Below are 16,372 nucleotides of genomic sequence, written 5' to 3'. Positions count from 1 at the left end.
TGATCACATGGCTTCGCTGCGGGAACGCTCGCTTTTTCAGCATCAATCACCGAAAAGCCGCCCGGCGGAAATCGCGAGGTTTTCCTCGGTACAGCTGGAATTCAACGCGGCCAGTCTCTATAATCTCGCGCAACCTTTTTTCCCCTGAACTACAAATAAGCCGCTTCACCGCCGGCTGGGACACGATTCTATGAGCGAAAAATACGTTGTTACCTGGGATATGCTGCAAATGCACGCACGCAAGCTGGCGCACCGCCTGCTGCCTGCCGACAAATGGACAGGCATCATTGCCGTAAGCCGCGGCGGTCTGGTACCGGCGGGCCTGCTGGCGCGCGAACTGGGCATCCGCTATGTGGATACCGTCTGCATTTCCAGCTATGACCATGACAACCAACGCGAAATGAAAGTGCTCAAGCGCGCCGAAGGCGACGGTGAAGGCTTCATCGTGGTGGACGATCTGGTGGATACCGGCGGCACCGCGAAAGCGATCCGCGACATGTACCCGAAAGCGCATTTCGTCACCATCTTCGCCAAGCCGGCGGGCCGTCCGCTGGTGGACGACTACGAAGTCGACATCCCGCAGGATACCTGGATCGAACAGCCGTGGGACATGGGCGTCAGCTTCGTTCCCCCGATCGGCGGCCGCTAAGCCCAGCCAGTTCCAGCCCAACGCCCGGTTATGCCGGGCGTTTGCGTTATCTTGGTTTATCCCGCCAGAGTTAGGTACACTACCTCCAGTTAAGTAGGCCTTTTGCGGCCTATCGCCAGATTTACGGAGGCTGTTGTTACCATGGCACAGGCCAACCTTTCTGAAATTCTTTTCAAGCCCAAATTCAAACACCCTGAAACCTCGACGCTGGTGCTGCGCGCGCGCAACAAAGTGAGCGCCGCCATGCATTCCGCATTAGAAGGCGACACCACCGGCAGCTGGTATCGCATGCTGAATCCGTTGCTGTGGGCCTGGCGCGGCGTCAGCCCGATCGAAATCCACGAAGTGTTGGCGCGCATCGCCGCCTCTGACGCCGAACGCAGCAATCCGCAGCGGCTGGATACCGTGGTGGGCTACCGCAACGGCAACTGGATCTACGAGTGGATCCATCAGGGCATGCAGTGGCAGCAGCGGGCGACGGAACAGCAGGATCCGCTGCTCGGCGGCGAGTACTGGCTGAAGGCCGCGAGCCTGTACAGCATCGCCGGTTACCCGCACCTGAAGGGCGACGAGCTGGCCGAACAGGCGGAGATGCTCGCCAACCGCGCTTACGAAGAGGCGGCGCTGTTGCTGCCGTATCAGCTGAAAGAGCTGGAGTTCCGCATCGAAGGCGGCGGCAGCGTCACCGGTTTCCTGCACATGCCGGAGAAGGGCGAGGCGCCGTTCCCGACGGTGCTGATGTGCGGCAGCCTCGATACGCTGCAGACCGACTATCATCGCCTGTTCCGCGACTACCTGGCGCCGCACGGCATCGCCATGCTGACGCTCGATATGCCGTCGATCGGTTCTTCGTGCAAATGGAAGCTGACGCAGGACTCCAGCTACCTGCACCAACAGGTGCTGATCCAGCTGGCCTCGGTGCCGTGGGTGGATCATCAGCGGGTGAGCGCCTTCGGCTTCCGCTTCGGCGCCAACGTGGCGGTGCGGCTGGCCTATCTGGAGCCGCAGCGGCTGCGCGGCGTAGCCTGCCTGGGGCCGGTGGTGCATCGCCTGCTGTGCGACAGCAGCACCCAGTTGAACGTGCCGGACATGTATATGGACGTGCTGGCCAGCCGCATGGGCATGGCTAACGCCTCGGACAACGTGCTGAAGGTGGAGCTGAACAGCTACTCGCTGAAAATGCAGGGGCTGCTGGGGCGCCGTTGCCCGACGCCGATGATCTCCGGCTACTGGGAGCGCGATACGCTCAGCCCGAAAGAGGAGTCGCAGCTGATCGTCACCTCCTCGGTGAGCGGCAAGCTGGTCGCCATCCCGCGCACCCCGGTGTACGACAGCTTCCACCGGGCGTTGCTGCAGATGTCCGGTTGGCTGAGGGACAAAATGCGTTAATTAGTTGCTAAATTTTAACAGTTTGTTAAAAAGAGTGGTCTACATTGAGGAGGTTAGAGAATGACGTTACCGAGTGGTCACCCTAAAAGCCGACTAATGAAACGTTTTGCCAGCTTGGGGCCGTACCTGCGTGAAGGGCAATGTGAAAACGACCGTTTTTTCTTTGATTGTTTGGCCGTCTGCGTCAATGTAAAGCCCGCTCCGGAGAAGCGTGAGTTCTGGGGCTGGTGGATGGAGCTTCAGGCGGAAGAGGCGCGCTTCACCTATTCGTACCAATTCGGCCTGTTCGACAAGGAAGGCGACTGGACGGCGCAAAACATTAAGGATGATGAAGTAAACGCCAAGCTGGAAGACACCCTGCGCGACTTCCATCGCCGCCTGGGCGAGCTGCTGGCGACCATGGAACTGGGGCTGGAACCCGCCGACGATTTCAAAGAAAAACTGATCAAACTCTCCGCCTGACCCCGTTTGACCACGTATTGTGCTGATTTCGCGTTGTGCCTGTTGGCATAACGCGTCTCTCCTGTTACAAAGACCTTTGCACTCTTCTTCTCATCATTACACACGGCAGAAATACTATGAACGGCAGCCAGACATTGGTTGTGAAATTGGGCACCAGCGTGTTGACCGGCGGATCGCTGCGTCTGAACCGCGCCCACATTGTCGAATTGGTGCGCCAATGTGCGCAGCAACACGCCGCGGGCCACCGCATTGTCATCGTCACTTCCGGCGCCATCGCCGCCGGGCGCGAACACCTGGGCTACCCCGAGCTGCCCGCCACCATCGCCTCCAAGCAGCTGCTGGCAGCGGTAGGGCAGAGCCGGCTGATCCAGCTGTGGGAACAGCTGTTCTCCATTTACGGCATTCACGTCGGGCAGATGCTGCTGACGCGTGCCGATCTGGAGGACCGCGAGCGCTTCCTCAACGCGCGCGACACCATGACGGCGCTGCTGGATAACCGCATCGTGCCGGTAATCAATGAGAACGACGCCGTCGCCACCGCCGAAATCAAGGTGGGCGACAACGATAACCTGTCGGCGCTGGCGGCCATTCTGGCCGGGGCCGACAAACTGCTGCTGCTGACCGATCAGCAGGGCCTCTACACCGCCGATCCGCGCAACAATCCGCAGGCCGAACTGATCCGTGAAGTGCACGGCATCGACGACGCGCTGCGCGCCATCGCCGGCGACAGCGTCTCCGGTCTGGGCACCGGCGGCATGGGCACCAAACTGCAGGCGGCCGACGTGGCCTGCCGCGCCGGCATCGACGTAGTGATCGCCGCCGGCAGCAAGCCGGGCGTGGTGGCGGACGTGATCGAAGGCAAGCCGGTGGGCACCCGTTTCCACGCGTTGGAAACCCCGCTGGAAAACCGCAAGCGCTGGATCTTCGGCGCGCCGCCGGCCGGCGAGATCACCGTCGACGACGGCGCGGTGGAAGCGATGATGGCGCGCGGCAGCTCGCTGTTGCCGAAGGGCATCCGCGAAGTGAAGGGCGACTTCTCGCGCGGCGAAGTGATCCGCATCCGTAACCTGGCGGGGCGCGATCTGGCGCACGGCGTCAGCCGCTACAACAGCGACGCGATGCGCATGATCGCCGGGCACCACTCGCAGGAAATCAGCGAGATCCTCGGTTATGAATACGGTCCGGTGGCAGTGCACCGCGACGATATGATTGTCAGTTAAGGAGTGAGCATGCTGGAGCAGATGGGGAAGGCCGCCAAGCAGGCCTCCTGGCAGCTGGCGGTGCTGAGCACGGCGAAGAAAAATCAGGTGCTGTCGGTGATGGCCGACAGGCTGGAAGCCAACAGTGAAGCGATCCTGCTGGCGAATGAACAAGACATGGCGCAGGCGCGCGCCACCGGCATGAGCGAAGCGCTGCTCGACCGCCTGCTGTTGACCCCGGCGCGGCTGGCGGCGATCGCCAACGACGTGCGCCAGGTATGCCGCCTGAACGATCCGGTCGGCCATGTGCTGGACGGCAACCTGCTGGACAGCGGGCTGAAGCTGGAGCGCCGCCGGGTGCCGCTCGGCGTGATCGGCGTGATTTACGAGGCGCGGCCGAACGTCACCATCGACGTCGCCAGCCTGTGCCTGAAAACCGGCAACGCGGTGATCCTGCGCGGCGGGAAAGAGACGCACAACACCAACCAGGCGACGGTGAAAGTGATCCAGCAGGCGCTAGAACAGTGCGGCCTGCCGGCGGCGGCGGTGCAGGCGATCGACAGCCCGGATCGCGCGCTGGTGAACGAACTGCTGCGCCTGGATCGCTATGTCGACATGCTGATCCCGCGCGGCGGCGCCGGCCTGCACAAGCTGTGCCGCGAGCAATCGACCATCCCGGTGATCACCGGCGGCATCGGCGTGTGCCACACCTACGTGGACGCCGACGTCGATTTCGACAAGGCGCTGACGGTGATTGAAAACGCCAAGATCCAGCGCCCGAGCGCCTGTAACTCGCTGGAGACGCTGCTGGTGAACCGCAGCATCGCCGCCGAGTTCCTGCCGGCGCTGAGCGCCAAAATGGCGGCGGCGGGCGTGACGCTGCACGCGGCGGAAAACGCGCTGCCGCTGCTGCAGGGCGGCCCGGCGACGGTGGTGCCGGTGAACGCGGAAGATTACGACGATGAATGGCTGTCGCTGGATCTGAACGTGCTGCTGGTGGACGATATCGATCAGGCCATCGACCACATCCGCACTCACGGCACCAACCACTCCGACGCGATCCTCACCCGTTCGCTCAGCAGCGCCGAGCATTTCGTGCGCGCGGTGGACTCCTCGGCGGTGTACGTCAACGCCAGCACCCGCTTCACCGACGGCGGCCAGTTCGGCCTGGGCGCGGAAGTGGCGGTGAGCACCCAGAAACTGCACGCCCGCGGCCCGATGGGCCTGGATGCGCTGACCACCTACAAGTGGATTGGCTACGGCGACGATCTGGTGCGCAGCTAAGGCCGCATTGCGGTAGTAAAGACGTCAGGGCGCAGCGGGCTGCGCCCTGATTTTTTTTGCAGCGTAGCTGCAGTTCGGCTGTTTGCAAAACAACCAAACGCCCCGGCGGCTATTGACTCATTTCACGCACAGGTCTACCTTGTTCAACGCACTTCCGGCTTGCCCCGCAGGCCCGGCTCGATGCCGATATAGCTCAGTTGGTAGAGCAGCGCATTCGTAATGCGAAGGTCGTAGGTTCGACTCCTATTATCGGCACCATCTCTCCTTCAGATTCCCTTTGCTTACCTTTTCGTCGGTTAAACAACCGTTTAATTAATCACTGTTATAATTACCCCTGTTGAGTCTTGATGGGTGAATGTTTTCTCCTCAAGCATTGCGATGCGGCGCTCTGTGGAGCGGCATCCGTTTTTAGGCATGCCGGTGGTTCGGTGAGAAGTAAGGAGAAGTGCACTATGAGCAGAAAAGACAAGCTCGCGGCGGCCCTGCTGGCCATCTTCCTGGGTGGGCTGGGCATTCACAAGTTTTACTTAGGGATGAAATGGTGGGGGCTGTTCTACCTGCTGTTCTGCTGGACGGGGATCCCGGCGATTGTCGGCTTTATCGAAGGCATTATTTATCTGTTCCAATCGGAAGAGAAGTTCAACCAGAAATACAATCCGGGTCTGATTTAACGCGTTTTCTGGCGGCGCCTCCTGTTAAGGGAAGCGCCGTTTTTCATTCCGTTACTGTTTCTTCATCATCATCTTGCCGCGCATCTCTTTACTCATCATTTTATTCGAGCTGGAGATCACGCAGTTATATTGCTTGCCTTGGTTGATGATCATAAAGGTGCTGACCGGATTTTTAAAATCTTTGTCGATGGTGAAATAAATATAGGCCTGCGGCAACGCGGCCGGTTTAAAGGCGCCGAAGGCATACACATCCGCCAGGCCCAGCGCGGAGAGATCGACCGTCAGTTCCATAGGCTGTTTGTCATTTGGCGATGGGAACATCGATTTGGCCGACATCATCATGGTGCTGCTGTTGATGCTGTAATCGGTTTTAACCTTCATGCCGATATATTTCGATTCCGGCATGGAAAGTTCTTTTTGGCAGGCGGCGTCGTGCTGTGGCGCCGGGCTGCCGTTTTCCATCACGGCGTGCACGTGTTCCAGCGTCACTTCCGCGCTGCCTGTGGTAGGCTGCGCATCGGCCGCGTAAGCCGCGCCGCTGAAGGCGGCCACAGAGGTAAGGATAATGCCCGTAACGATTTTCATTGTCGGTCTCCGGAATGCTAATAATGGTATTAATTGCGGTGTGTAGCCTATTGGCCCGATAAAATGCAAAGTGACCCGTTCCGCGGAGATAAAATACCCTCGGAATTTTTATAATTAATAGCGTTTCACCCACGCGGTATGCGAGGTTTGTTTAATTATATTGGGAGCCTTTCTCTTTTGTTTTTCAGTCTGTTTACCTGCATATAAAGAGTATGTATAAACATAGTCAATGTTTAGAATATGCACAAATTACTGCAGTTTTTTTTCCCTTTTATCTTTTGGTTTTTAATAGGGTTGCGAATATTGCATTGAGATACAGGGAGTTGTCTTTTCTACGTTCAAATCACTCTTTGAAGCGTTATTTATGTGATCTTTGTAGTCACAGAAATAACGCTGAAATTATTATCTTTCTATTTAACGGCTAATTATTCATGGCATAGGCTTCAACCCTTTGCGTTTCCTGCGCTAGAATCAGGCGGTTTTCTCGTGGAAAAGGATATCGCCATGGCCGCCTGGGCCTTTTTGATCGTCGGTTGGGGGTTGATTTGGCAGGATCACCCGATTTTCGGCGTGCTGTGCATCGCGCTGTTTGCCGTGCTGCAATGGGCGAAGCACGCCGCTAAAGGCGTGCAAGACCCCGAAGAGGCCGCAGAGTGGCGCAAGACCGACTGGCGTTCGCAGCCGATTGAGATGGCGCACGCCGGCGACAGCGATCGGCAGATTGGCGGCGTGGGGGAACTGGGCATGGGCGGCCCCAATTTTTGGACGCTGCTGCTGCGCGACGGGGCGATTGTGCATGGCGCCTGTGCCGCGCCGCAGGACGTGGACGACGGCAAGCTGCGCCTGATCCCGACCCGCGGCCGCGAGGGTGAGGGGCTGACGGTGTACGAGCCTGCTGCCCGGATGATGTACGCGCTGCCGGCATTGACCGATCGCGAGCAGGACGCGCTGGCCGTCGGTACCGCCGAGGCGCTGGCGCGGCTGCGGGCGAGGTGTCGGCAGGCGGAGGCTACGCCGTTGCACCTTGTGCGCGGTCTGTGGGTGCCGCCGTGGACAGAGGATCCGGCCGATCGTCTGGAGATCGCCTTGCCCAACGGCCGGGTGCTGGCGGCGCGCTTGATGTTGCCGGCGAATCTGCGCCTGGCGGACGATCCTGCCGCGCTGCTGCACGCGCCGCCTTATGAGCTGTTGCTGGATAACCGGCCGACCGATCGCTTCGTGCGCGATCTCGAACGCGTGGCGGGATCCCCAGCGGGCTGCGGCTTGAGCGTCGGCGGCTGCCAGTTCCACGGCGAGCATATCGTCGATGGCCTTTACCATCTGTACTTCGCCGGCGAGTGGTTCAGCCTGCTCTCTTATGCACATAAACCGGCGGGCGGGCGCGGTTCGGACACCACCTTTTTCGTCGAGCGGGTCGAGCCGCAAGACGGCGGGGTGTTTGTGATTGAATGGGATGCCTACAGCGTGGGGCCCGACGGGCGTGAGCCGCGCGTGCCGGCCCCGCCGGTATTGGTTATCGCGGTGAGCTGGCAGGAAACGCCGCTGCAGCTGCCCACGGCCAATAACCGCGTGACCGTGCGTTTGCCCAACGCCACGGCGTAAGGCTTAGGGCAGCACCCTGACTTCGCCGTTGTGCAAGGTCAGCACCGCGATCGGACTGCCGGAGAAGCACTCCCTAAAGATCCAGTCGCTGGGCCGAAACGCCGCCGCAGGCAGCCCGGCCTGCCACTCCTCCCACTGCGGGGTCGGCTTATCCGGCGGTAAAGAGAAAGAGACCAGCCAACCCGCTTCGCAGTGCACCCTTTGGCCGCTCGGGCGGGTAAAGGTATGCGCACCTGCCAGCTCCATCACCGGCGGTAAAACCTCGAAGGCGATGATCGGCACGCCGGCCACGCTCTGCGGCTGAGGAAAACGCACAGCGGTCACGCCGTTCATCGTGATAGGGCTGTCTTCGGTGCCGGGCAGGCGTGGATCCTGGCGGTTTACCCAACTGCCTTTCGGCAGCGTCGTTTCACCGAACGGCTTTGCCTCGTCGAGCGTCAGGTAGCTGCGTTGATTCCAACGATCTTCCGCCCGCTGGCTCTTGATGTCCTGGATGGCCATGCCGATCAGCATCAGCGCGCACGCCACCGGGTAGACCGCCAGCGCCGAGGCCAGCAGATAGCCGCCCCAGGAGAGCGGCGGTCGCGGTCGGCCGCAACGGGCGGCGATGTAGCGCCGGCCCCACCAGACGATCAGGATGCCGGCGAGCAGCAGGGCCAACAACAGCGCCAGCAATCCTGCGGCGCCGGCGCCATAACCTAACAGCATGGCAAGTTCCTTATGTTCACGGCGTGGTGGAGCGATAGCGAACGAAGTAGGGCAGCGCCGGGATCTCCCCGTCATCGTCATAGTGGCTTTCTGGTTCGATCACGGTTTGGCGCGCGTCGTCGCGCCCGTTGTACCGGTACTCCAACGGCTGTCGGTAGTGCACGTCGGATGAGCGCAGATCGAAAATCAGCGAAAGACGCGCATCGCCGTTATCCGTTTGGGCGACCAGCTTATCGTTGCCCGCCCAGAGCTGATACAGCGATTTATCGCCGGTCTCCAGCAGCACCTTCAACTGCCCGTCGGATTGATAACGCAGAAGCTGATACAGCCCTCTGTCCAGCGTTTGTGCGATCAGGTAGATGCCGCCGTCCGGGGCTTGCGCGCTTTCCTCCACGCGCACCAACAGCCAATGCATTTCAATCACCTCGCCGGTTTTACCGTTAACGGCGATGTGTAACGCGCCAGATCCGAGCACCGGGTTCATCCAGAAATGCACGCGGTCGCCATCAATGGCGGTGAATATCTCGGGTACGGATTTGCGCTTACCGGAGGCGTAAGCCGTCGGTGACTCCTCCTCGCCGCGCTCAAAGCCCAGCAGTTGCCGCGCGTCCAGCAGCGCCGGCAGATCCAGCGTCTGCCGCCAATGGGCGCCGAAGTCCGGGCTGTAGAATACGCCTTCGGTGCTGATGAGATACAGCGCGCGTTTTCCCGGTTGCGCCACCAGTTTGCCGCCGACAAAGGAAGGTCGGTTGTCGTCGCCCTCCGGCCAGGGGATCAGCGCCCCGATGGTACCCCGTTGCACATCAACCAGTCTGCGGCCCTCAGAGAGAAAAAGCACGCACTCCTGCTCGCCGCAAACCGCATCGTGGATCAAGTCGTCGAGTTCCCCCAGCATCTTTAACCCTTTTGGGCCGGCAAACAGCACCTGGCTGAGGTAGTTGGCCGCCCAACCGTAAAAGCTGTTGTACGCGCGGTCTTCACTTCTTTTGCTGGTGAGCAGCAGGGCGCCGTCCGGCGCCGGGTAGCTGTGGATGAGATCGTACCGGGCTATCGTCGGCAACGCCTGGTCGCCCCGAGTCCATTGCCACTGCGCATAGCGTTGCTCAGGGGCGAGCAAATAGACGCCCAGCGCGCTGGCCAAAAACAGCGTCAGGATAATAAGGGGTCTTTTATAAAGCGCTAACGTCATCATTTCAGCTCCGTCACCTGCTCCTGCCGCCATAGCCTGCGGCGCAGATTGCGCAGGTATTTAAACGTTTTAAACGTGCGGTGCTGGTCAAAAGAGTACAGGCGACAGATCTGGGCGAAACCCTCGATCAGCAGCGCCAGGCCGCTGACCATCAGCATCAGCAGCAGAATAATCGGCGGCAATTCACTGCCGAGGCGCTTCAGGGTCCAGGCATCCAGGTAAAAGCCCGCCGGGGTATCGGCGTTATCCACCACCGTCATGCCGAGCACAAAACACGCCACGATTGCCCCAAAAATGAAGACAACGCGCGCGCACAGGTTAAGGCCGGCTTCGGTGAAGTAGCGGCTGCCGCCGATGAGATAGGTTTGGCGATCGCGATGATTGATGATCCCACGCACCGTCGGCAACTCGGGGACGGTGTCGTTTTCGCAATACAGCACCTGCAGCGGATCGCCTTTGGCGATGAAAAGCGGATGTTGCCGACGAAATACCGGGTGCAGTTTGGTATTGGGGACGTTGAGCGCGCGGGTCGTCAACGCGAAGTGCGTCTCCTTCTGGCGCCACGCATAGGTGTCCAAATACTGCACCTGCCGCGGGATCTCATAGTGGCAGAGTTCGTAGCTCAGGGCGTTGACCGTCTCTATGCCGGAGGCCTCGACGCCCTCGGGGAGGGGGAACTCGGTTTGTGGCGTTGCGGGCACTGGCGCGGCGTCTGCGCGGACGGCCCGGTATCTGATGCCGGGGATTTTCAGGCTGAGCGAGCCGGGCGGCGTGACGTCTTGCCCCTGCAGCACGCGATCCAGCGCTCTGAGCAGGCGCCTGCGGCCGCGGTGCGCAATCAACAGGAGCTCCGAACCGACGAACAGCACCATGCCGATGCCGATAAGGCCGGCGATGATGGCGATAAAGAACAGGACGATGGTCAGCCAGGAATCTTCCCGGTCCATGATGAAAAAGGCCGCCGGGAAACCGCCGGCCAGCGCCGCGCCCAGCAGCAGCAGGGCGAAGTATTTCAGCTTATATTTCAGCGTTCTGTCAGGCTCCAGCCGGCCTTTCGTGCCGTGCAGCAGCCAGTGCAGCCAGTAGCTGCCGTCCCGCAGGCGGTGGGCGCCGATCTTCACCCGATCGCCGGCGGCGAGCCTGGCCAGCAGATTTTCGCTGTCGCTGAAGTCATCGCGATAAAAAAAGAACGTCTGGCCGGAGGCGATGATCCTCACCAGATTGTCGGGCGCCGTCTGTTGGCAAGCGCATTGCTCGACGGTCACATGAAAAAATTGGGTTTGCATATCATTCCCTGTCAGCAGGCGTGGCCCGAAAATTCATCCCTGGCGCCGGATGGTCAGCGCTTTTTCATCAGTGGCAGCATGCGCACCAGCGCATTGTCCTTGACGATATAGTGGTGGAACAGCGCGGCGGCGGTATGCAGGCCGATCAGCCAGTAGCCGAATGACGCCAGCGTTTTGTGCCAGCCGATAATCGCCCGCGCCTGCGGCCGATCGGCCACGTCGGCGAACGGCATCGGCAGGCCGAATAGATACCACTCTTTGCCCCCCAGATAGCGCGAATAGACCCCCAGCACCGGCAGCGTCAGCAGCAGCAGGTAGATCAGGGTGTGCGTCAGGTGCGCCAGGCCGGTTTGCCACTTCGGCGGTTTGGGCGCGATGGCGGGCGAGGGGTGGCGCCAGCGCAGGAACAGGCGGGCGATCATCAGCGCAAATACCGTTACGCCGCAGCTGAAGTGGGTGACAACCAGCACGTACCAAGGGGCGCTGCCCGGTTCGGCAAAGCCCCGCAGCTCGATGGTGACACAGGTGATGACCAGCAGGATCGCCACCAGCCAGTGCAGGCGAATTTGCCACGGCATGTAGGTGTTCTGCACCGGGTTACCTTTTGATGTTAAAGGGTCTGTGCGTCGATGGTAACGAAATGTTACACCGGAGGAAAGCGCGTGCGCGCAATTTAGGCAAAACGCCAGGTTCAGCTCGCTTATTAAGCTATTGGTTTAGTGGGATATGCGTCTGGTGATAGGTGAGCGCCGTAAGTTATGAAGCTAATAATGATAGGTTCAGAGGCTGGCAGCTTATTAAGCGATGAAGCGGGTTGCGCCGCAGTCCGCGCTGCGGCGCCTAAGATCAGTTCAATTTGGCCTTGGCGAAATCGCTGCCGTTCACGTCCACCACATAGCCGCTCAGGTTGCTGCGGGTGGCGTAGAACACTTTGCCGGTGGCCAGCGGCAGCCACGGCGCCTGTTTGGCGAAGATCACCTGCGCCTGTTGATACAGCTTGGCGCGCGCCTGCGGCTGGTTCTCCTGGATCGCCTGCTGGATCAGCCGGTCATAATCCTTATCGCACCAGCGTGCCACGTTGGCGCCGCTCTGCACGCCGGCGCAGCCGAGCAGGGTGGCGAAGTTGTCCGGATCGCCATTGTCCGACACCCAGCCGTACAGCGCGCTCTGTTGCTCGCCTTTGCGCAGCCCGGCCAGATACTGCCCCCACTCCCAGGTGACGATCTTGGCCTTCACGCCCACCTTCGCCCAGTCGCTCTGGATCATCTCGGCGATGCGCTTGGAGTTCGGGTTGTAAGGGCGCTGTACCGGCATCGACCAGATGTCGGTTTCAAAGCCCTGTTCCAGCCCGGCCTGCTTCAGCAGCTCGCGCGCCTTCTGCGGATCGTAGGCGTACTCCGGCAGTTTGTCGTTGTAGCCCAGCATGCCCGGCGGCAGCAGTGAATTGGCCGGCGTGCCGCTGTCTTTGAACACCGCGGCGACGATCGCTTTCTTGTCTACCGCGTAGCTCAACGCTTGGCGCACCAGCAGGTTGTCGAACGGTTTTTTCTGGGTGTTGAACGCCAGATAGCCGACGTTCAGCCCGGTAATGTCGTGCAGCTGCAGGTTGCCGTCGGCCTTGATGGCGGCGAACTGTTCCGGCAGCGGCGCGGGGATGATCTGGCATTCGTTGGTTTTCAGCTTGGCCAGCCGGGTTTGCGGATCCGGCGTGATGGAGAAGATGAGGTGCTTGCTGGCCACTTCGCCCTGCCAGTAGTGCGGATTGGCGATGTAGCGGATCAGCGAATCCTGTTTGTACTGCTGCAGCGCAAACGGCCCGGTGCCGATCGGCCAGTTGTCGACGTATTCCGGCGTGCCCTTTTTCAGCATGGCGTCGGCGTATTCGGCGGACAGGATCGAGGCGAAATCCATCGCCCAGTCAGCGACGAAGGCGGCGTTGGGCTGGCTCAGCGTGAAGCGCACGTGATGCTCGTCCACCGCTTCCACCTTGGTGATCAGCTTATCCAGGCCCATGTCGGTGAAGTATTCATAGTTGCCGCCGGAGACCTTGTGATAAGGGTTAGCGGGATCCTTCTGCCGCATCACGGTGAACACCACGTCTTCGGCGTTGAAGTCGCGTGTCGGGGTGAAGTATTTGTTGCTGTTGAATTTCACGCCCTGGCGCAGGGTAAAGGTATAGGTCTTGCCGTCCGGGCTGACGCTCCACTCGGTGGCCAGCGACGGGGCCGGGGTTTTATCGCTTTCACGCAGCGTCACCAAGCGGTTGTACAGCACCTGCGAGGTGGCGATAAAGGTCGGCCCGGAGCTGGAGAGCTGCGGGTTGAACGATTCCGGCGAGGCGACGGTGCAGTACACCAGCGCATCGGAAGCGGCCAGCGCGCCGCCCGCCGACAGCAGGCCGCAGCCGGCCAGCACCAATCCGGCGATAGGGTGTTTTAAAAACGTCAAGGCAAGATCCTCAGGTGGAGTGGGCCGTTACCGGCGAATTGATCTAACTATAGATAACGGATGGCGAGACGGGGAACAAGCGTCTCACCTGCGCATTCTGTGCGCCCCGCGTTGCCTGCCGCCGCAGCGCAGATCTACACTGCGGGACAATCAGTCACTCGCAAGGATTTCCCGATGAGCCACTTTCGTCCTGTCGCCCTCGAACACGCCAGCCGCCTGCTGAACCACGGCCCGACGGTATTGATCACCAGCCGCAGCCACGACGGCGCCAAACGCAACGTGATGGCCGCCGCCTGGTCGATGCCGGTGGAGTTCAGCCCGCCGCGCATCGCCATTGTGGTGGACAAAGGGGCGCACAGCCGGCAAATGATCGAGGAGAGCGGCGCATTCGGCATTTGCGTGCCGGCGGCCATGTTCATCGACGCCACCTACGCGGTTGGCAGCGTGTCCGGGCTGGATGAAGACAAGTTTGCCCGCTTTCACATCGCCGCAGCGCCGAGCGCCACGCTGCAGGTGCCGCTGATCGAACAGGGTTGCGTGGCGTGGCTGGAGTGCCGCTTATTGCCGGAAAGCGGCGCACAGGAAAAATACGACACCTGCTTCGGCGAGGTGTTGAGCGCGGCAGCGGACGAGCGGGTGTTCCAGCAAGGGCGCTGGAACTTCACCGCCGCCAATGCGGATCTGCACACCATTCATCATCTGGGGGCCGGCAACTTCGTGCGCAGCGGCGAGACGCTGCGGGCCAAACCGCTTTAATCGGCCTCGCGCCCGCGGTCGGCATCATAGCGCTCGCGGGCGGCGTCCAGCTCGGGGAAATGGTATTCCGCCCATCGGTCCAGCGCCGCCAGCGTCTCGACCAGCGAGCAGGCGACGGCGCTGAGCCGGTATTCCACATGCGCCTGATTCTTTTCACTTAAATCTAGCCGTTCGAGCAGCCCGTTGCGTTCCAGCTGGCGCAGCGTTTGCGTCAGCACCTTCTGCGAAATGCCGTCGATGCGGCGCAGCAGCTCGCCGTTGCGCATCGGGCGCTGCGCCAGCGCAGGCAGGATCAGCATCACCCACTTGCCGGAAATCAGCGCCAGCGCATCGCGTGCGGAACACTTGCTCGAATAGACGTCGCCGGGATAAGCCATTGGGGGTTACCTTCAGGTGCGTAATTGCCAAGGGGACGATAAAGCCACAGCATAACAGCACCACCTTACAACGGGAGACACAGGATGAACGTGCTGATTGTGCTGGCTCACCCCGAGCCGCATTCTTTCAATGCCCATTTGGCCGAACAGGCGCGGCAGGCCTGGCTGGCGCAGGGGCATCAGGTGAAAACGGTCGATCTGTATCAGGAGGGGTTTGATCCGTGCGAGGGCGCCGGCCATTACCCCAGCAGAAAGCAGGTGGACCGGTTCGATGCGATGCAGGAGCAGCGCCATCACTGGACGATCCAGGCGCTGCCGGCGGAGATCCGGCGGCATATCGAGCTGTTGCGCTGGGCGGATACGCTGGTGCTGCAGTTCCCTTTCTGGTGGTTCGGCGCGCCGGCCATCATCAAGGGCTGGATGGATCGGGTGTTCGTTTACGGCGGGATCTACGACAGCCGCCACCGCCATGAGAACGGCGTGATGTGCGGTAAGCGGGCGCTGCTGACCGTGACCGCCGGCGCTTCCGCACAGGCCTGCGCGCCGAACGGGCGCGACGGCGATATGCGGCTGATGCTGTGGCCAATCATGCATGCGCTGCACTATATCGGCTTTAGCGTGCTGGAGCCGTTCCTGGTCTATGGCGTGCGCGGCGGGTTGGCGGGCGAAGCTCTGCAGGCGCAAAATGCCGCTTTGGCACAGGTGACACAGACGTACCGGGACGGTTTGAACGCGTTTTCCACCTGGCCGGCGGTGCCGTTCAATCGCAATGAAGATTTTGACGCCGATCTGGCGTTGAAGCCCGGCGCGCCGGTCTACAGTCCGTTCGTGCGGCACCGCGATCCGGATTAGAACCCAGCCTTCAGCAGTTCCTCGCGCAAATCGTCGATAATCGCCGGTTCGATGTCGGGGAACTGTTGCTGAATATCGGCGATGGCTTCGGCCACGCTGGGGCCGGCGAAAGTGCCGGAGAAGGGCAGCAGCGGCAGATTGGCGTCGCTGTCCGGCAGTTCGCCGCGGATGGTGCCGGTGATCATGCCCGCTTTTTTTTCCGCCGTGAGGTCGTACTCCCCCACGTTTTTGTCGATCGGTTTCATTGGCCGCCTCGCTGTCGGTGAGTGTTTACCCTGTTCTGTTAAAGCATAGTGTTTCAGGCAATGAATACCAATCAGTGTATATAATATTAATATAAAACAATGTGATGCGTTTTTTGTCGTTTGACGTTTGCCGGGTGGCGGCGCTATGCTCGTGGCGCTAAAGGAACCTTCCTCACTGACAGGGACAGACGACATGAAAAGACTGAAAAGCGCGGCGCTGTTGTTGCCGCTGTTGGCGCTCAGCGCCTGCACCCATCACCTCAGCAGTGCCGAGCAGCATGCCAAACACTACGTTTATCAAACTCGCGACGATTTTGATCCGCAATTCCGCACCGATGTGAACGGCAGTATTAAGAACGCCGTGCCGATGTTCGAACAGTTCTACCAACTGGGGAAAAAGGATCGCGCGGCAGGCGTGGCGCGCAGCGAGGCGCAGAAAAAGGCCGATTACCTGGCCAGCGCGGAGTTCCAGCAGAACATGGAACACAAAACCATTTTCATTAATCGCGCCTACAGCAGTGCCGACAATCCTAAGCGCCGCCAGGTGCTCTCACAGGAAGCGGTAGGTGCGTACTGGGACGGTTACGAAGGTCGCTGAACATAATCCCTCACAAATAGAAGGTAATAAAAACTGGTCTTCTGGCGGTTATTTGATTATAAAAACCGCCGC

Annotated in this window: 18 protein-coding genes and 1 tRNA gene; 11 read left to right on the top strand and 8 right to left on the bottom strand. The window is 60.6% G+C overall.

Annotation, left to right across the window (positions count from 1 at the left end; genetic code table 11):
- Positions 1–190: 190 nt before the first annotated feature.
- The 7 genes from gpt (at position 191) to ACJ8J5_RS22010 (ending at position 5,654) form a co-directional block, all read left to right on the top strand.
- Positions 191–649: a xanthine phosphoribosyltransferase gene (gpt, locus tag ACJ8J5_RS22040; protein WP_025301674.1), complete on the top strand. Its 459-nt coding sequence runs from the start codon at positions 191–193 to the stop codon at positions 647–649.
- 141 nt (positions 650–790) lie between these two features.
- Positions 791–2,038, top strand: coding sequence for an esterase FrsA (gene frsA / locus ACJ8J5_RS22035; RefSeq protein WP_021504999.1), 1,248 nt, complete (start codon positions 791–793; stop codon positions 2,036–2,038).
- A 60-nt stretch (positions 2,039–2,098) separates the two neighbouring features.
- Positions 2,099–2,500, top strand: a complete 402-nt coding sequence (crl, locus tag ACJ8J5_RS22030) for a sigma factor-binding protein Crl (protein WP_004930258.1) — start codon at positions 2,099–2,101, stop codon at positions 2,498–2,500.
- Between the two features lie 116 nt (positions 2,501–2,616).
- Positions 2,617–3,720, top strand: coding sequence for a glutamate 5-kinase (gene proB, locus ACJ8J5_RS22025; protein ID WP_015376738.1), 1,104 nt, complete (start codon positions 2,617–2,619; stop codon positions 3,718–3,720).
- A gap of 9 nt (positions 3,721–3,729) precedes the next feature.
- Positions 3,730–4,983: a glutamate-5-semialdehyde dehydrogenase gene (gene proA, locus ACJ8J5_RS22020; protein ID WP_015376739.1), complete on the top strand. Its 1,254-nt coding sequence runs from the start codon at positions 3,730–3,732 to the stop codon at positions 4,981–4,983.
- Between the two features lie 182 nt (positions 4,984–5,165).
- A tRNA-Thr gene (locus tag ACJ8J5_RS22015) sits at positions 5,166–5,241 on the top strand.
- Positions 5,242–5,435: 194 nt separating this feature from the next.
- Complete coding sequence (locus tag ACJ8J5_RS22010; RefSeq protein WP_015376761.1) at positions 5,436–5,654, top strand: TM2 domain-containing protein; 219 nt, start codon at positions 5,436–5,438, stop codon at positions 5,652–5,654.
- 51 nt (positions 5,655–5,705) lie between these two features.
- Here ACJ8J5_RS22010 and ACJ8J5_RS22005 read toward each other — a convergent pair whose 3' ends face one another.
- Positions 5,706–6,239: a hypothetical protein gene (locus ACJ8J5_RS22005; protein ID WP_043135545.1), complete on the bottom strand. Its 534-nt coding sequence runs from the start codon at positions 6,237–6,239 to the stop codon at positions 5,706–5,708.
- Between the two features lie 486 nt (positions 6,240–6,725).
- Here ACJ8J5_RS22005 and ACJ8J5_RS22000 point away from each other — a divergent pair, with 486 nt between their 5' ends.
- The gene (locus tag ACJ8J5_RS22000; protein ID WP_414104807.1) at positions 6,726–7,841 is read left to right on the top strand and encodes a hypothetical protein; all 1,116 of its coding nucleotides are present in this window, start codon (positions 6,726–6,728) and stop codon (positions 7,839–7,841) included.
- 3 nt (positions 7,842–7,844) lie between these two features.
- Here the strand turns inward: ACJ8J5_RS22000 and ACJ8J5_RS21995 are convergent, their stop codons facing one another.
- From ACJ8J5_RS21995 to ACJ8J5_RS21975, 5 genes are all read right to left on the bottom strand, one after another.
- Positions 7,845–8,549 (bottom strand): hypothetical protein, encoded by a 705-nt coding sequence (locus tag ACJ8J5_RS21995; protein ID WP_261425570.1) that lies wholly within the window; start codon positions 8,547–8,549, stop codon positions 7,845–7,847.
- A gap of 16 nt (positions 8,550–8,565) precedes the next feature.
- Complete coding sequence (locus ACJ8J5_RS21990) at positions 8,566–9,741, bottom strand: hypothetical protein (RefSeq protein WP_261425569.1); 1,176 nt, start codon at positions 9,739–9,741, stop codon at positions 8,566–8,568.
- Entirely contained in the window at positions 9,738–11,024 is a 1,287-nt protein-coding gene (locus ACJ8J5_RS21985; RefSeq protein WP_414104806.1) for a hypothetical protein, read from the bottom strand. Before ACJ8J5_RS21985 ends, ACJ8J5_RS21990 begins: the two co-directional genes overlap by 4 nt.
- Positions 11,025–11,077: 53 nt before the next feature.
- Entirely contained in the window at positions 11,078–11,602 is a 525-nt protein-coding gene (gene cybB, locus ACJ8J5_RS21980) for a cytochrome b561 (protein ID WP_080271280.1), read from the bottom strand.
- A gap of 268 nt (positions 11,603–11,870) precedes the next feature.
- Positions 11,871–13,472: an ABC transporter substrate-binding protein gene (locus ACJ8J5_RS21975; protein ID WP_025301682.1), complete on the bottom strand. Its 1,602-nt coding sequence runs from the start codon at positions 13,470–13,472 to the stop codon at positions 11,871–11,873.
- A 174-nt stretch (positions 13,473–13,646) separates the two neighbouring features.
- Here ACJ8J5_RS21975 and ACJ8J5_RS21970 point away from each other — a divergent pair, with 174 nt between their 5' ends.
- On the top strand, positions 13,647–14,228 hold the full coding sequence (locus tag ACJ8J5_RS21970; protein ID WP_043135548.1) for a flavin reductase family protein: 582 nt from the start codon (positions 13,647–13,649) through the stop codon (positions 14,226–14,228).
- Here the strand turns inward: ACJ8J5_RS21970 and ACJ8J5_RS21965 are convergent.
- A complete protein-coding gene (locus ACJ8J5_RS21965; RefSeq protein ID WP_025301684.1) occupies positions 14,225–14,605 on the bottom strand; it encodes a winged helix-turn-helix transcriptional regulator in 381 nt (126 codons plus the stop codon). The two genes, ACJ8J5_RS21970 and ACJ8J5_RS21965, sit on opposite strands and share 4 nt — an antisense overlap.
- Positions 14,606–14,689: 84 nt before the next feature.
- Here ACJ8J5_RS21965 and ACJ8J5_RS21960 point away from each other — a divergent pair, with 84 nt between their 5' ends.
- Positions 14,690–15,457 carry an NAD(P)H-dependent oxidoreductase gene (locus ACJ8J5_RS21960; RefSeq protein ID WP_049206240.1) on the top strand — a complete coding sequence of 256 codons (768 nt, stop codon included), beginning with the start codon at positions 14,690–14,692 and terminating at the stop codon, positions 15,455–15,457.
- Here ACJ8J5_RS21960 and ACJ8J5_RS21955 read toward each other — a convergent pair.
- Entirely contained in the window at positions 15,454–15,702 is a 249-nt protein-coding gene (locus ACJ8J5_RS21955) for a hypothetical protein (RefSeq protein ID WP_019454278.1), read from the bottom strand. The genes ACJ8J5_RS21960 and ACJ8J5_RS21955 overlap by 4 nt on opposite strands.
- A gap of 193 nt (positions 15,703–15,895) precedes the next feature.
- On the opposite strand from ACJ8J5_RS21955, the gene ACJ8J5_RS21950 reads away from it, so the two are divergent.
- Positions 15,896–16,300, top strand: a complete 405-nt coding sequence (locus tag ACJ8J5_RS21950) for an Exc2 family lipoprotein (protein WP_060447666.1) — start codon at positions 15,896–15,898, stop codon at positions 16,298–16,300.
- The last annotated feature ends 72 nt before the right edge of the window (positions 16,301–16,372 follow it).

The sequence above is a fragment of the Serratia sp. CY43202 genome, assembly GCF_052168755.1.
Lineage (GTDB): Bacteria > Pseudomonadota > Gammaproteobacteria > Enterobacterales > Enterobacteriaceae > Serratia > Serratia bockelmannii.
The sequence above is the reverse complement of the archived record's forward strand: the minus strand, read 5'-3'. Positions and strand labels throughout refer to the sequence as shown.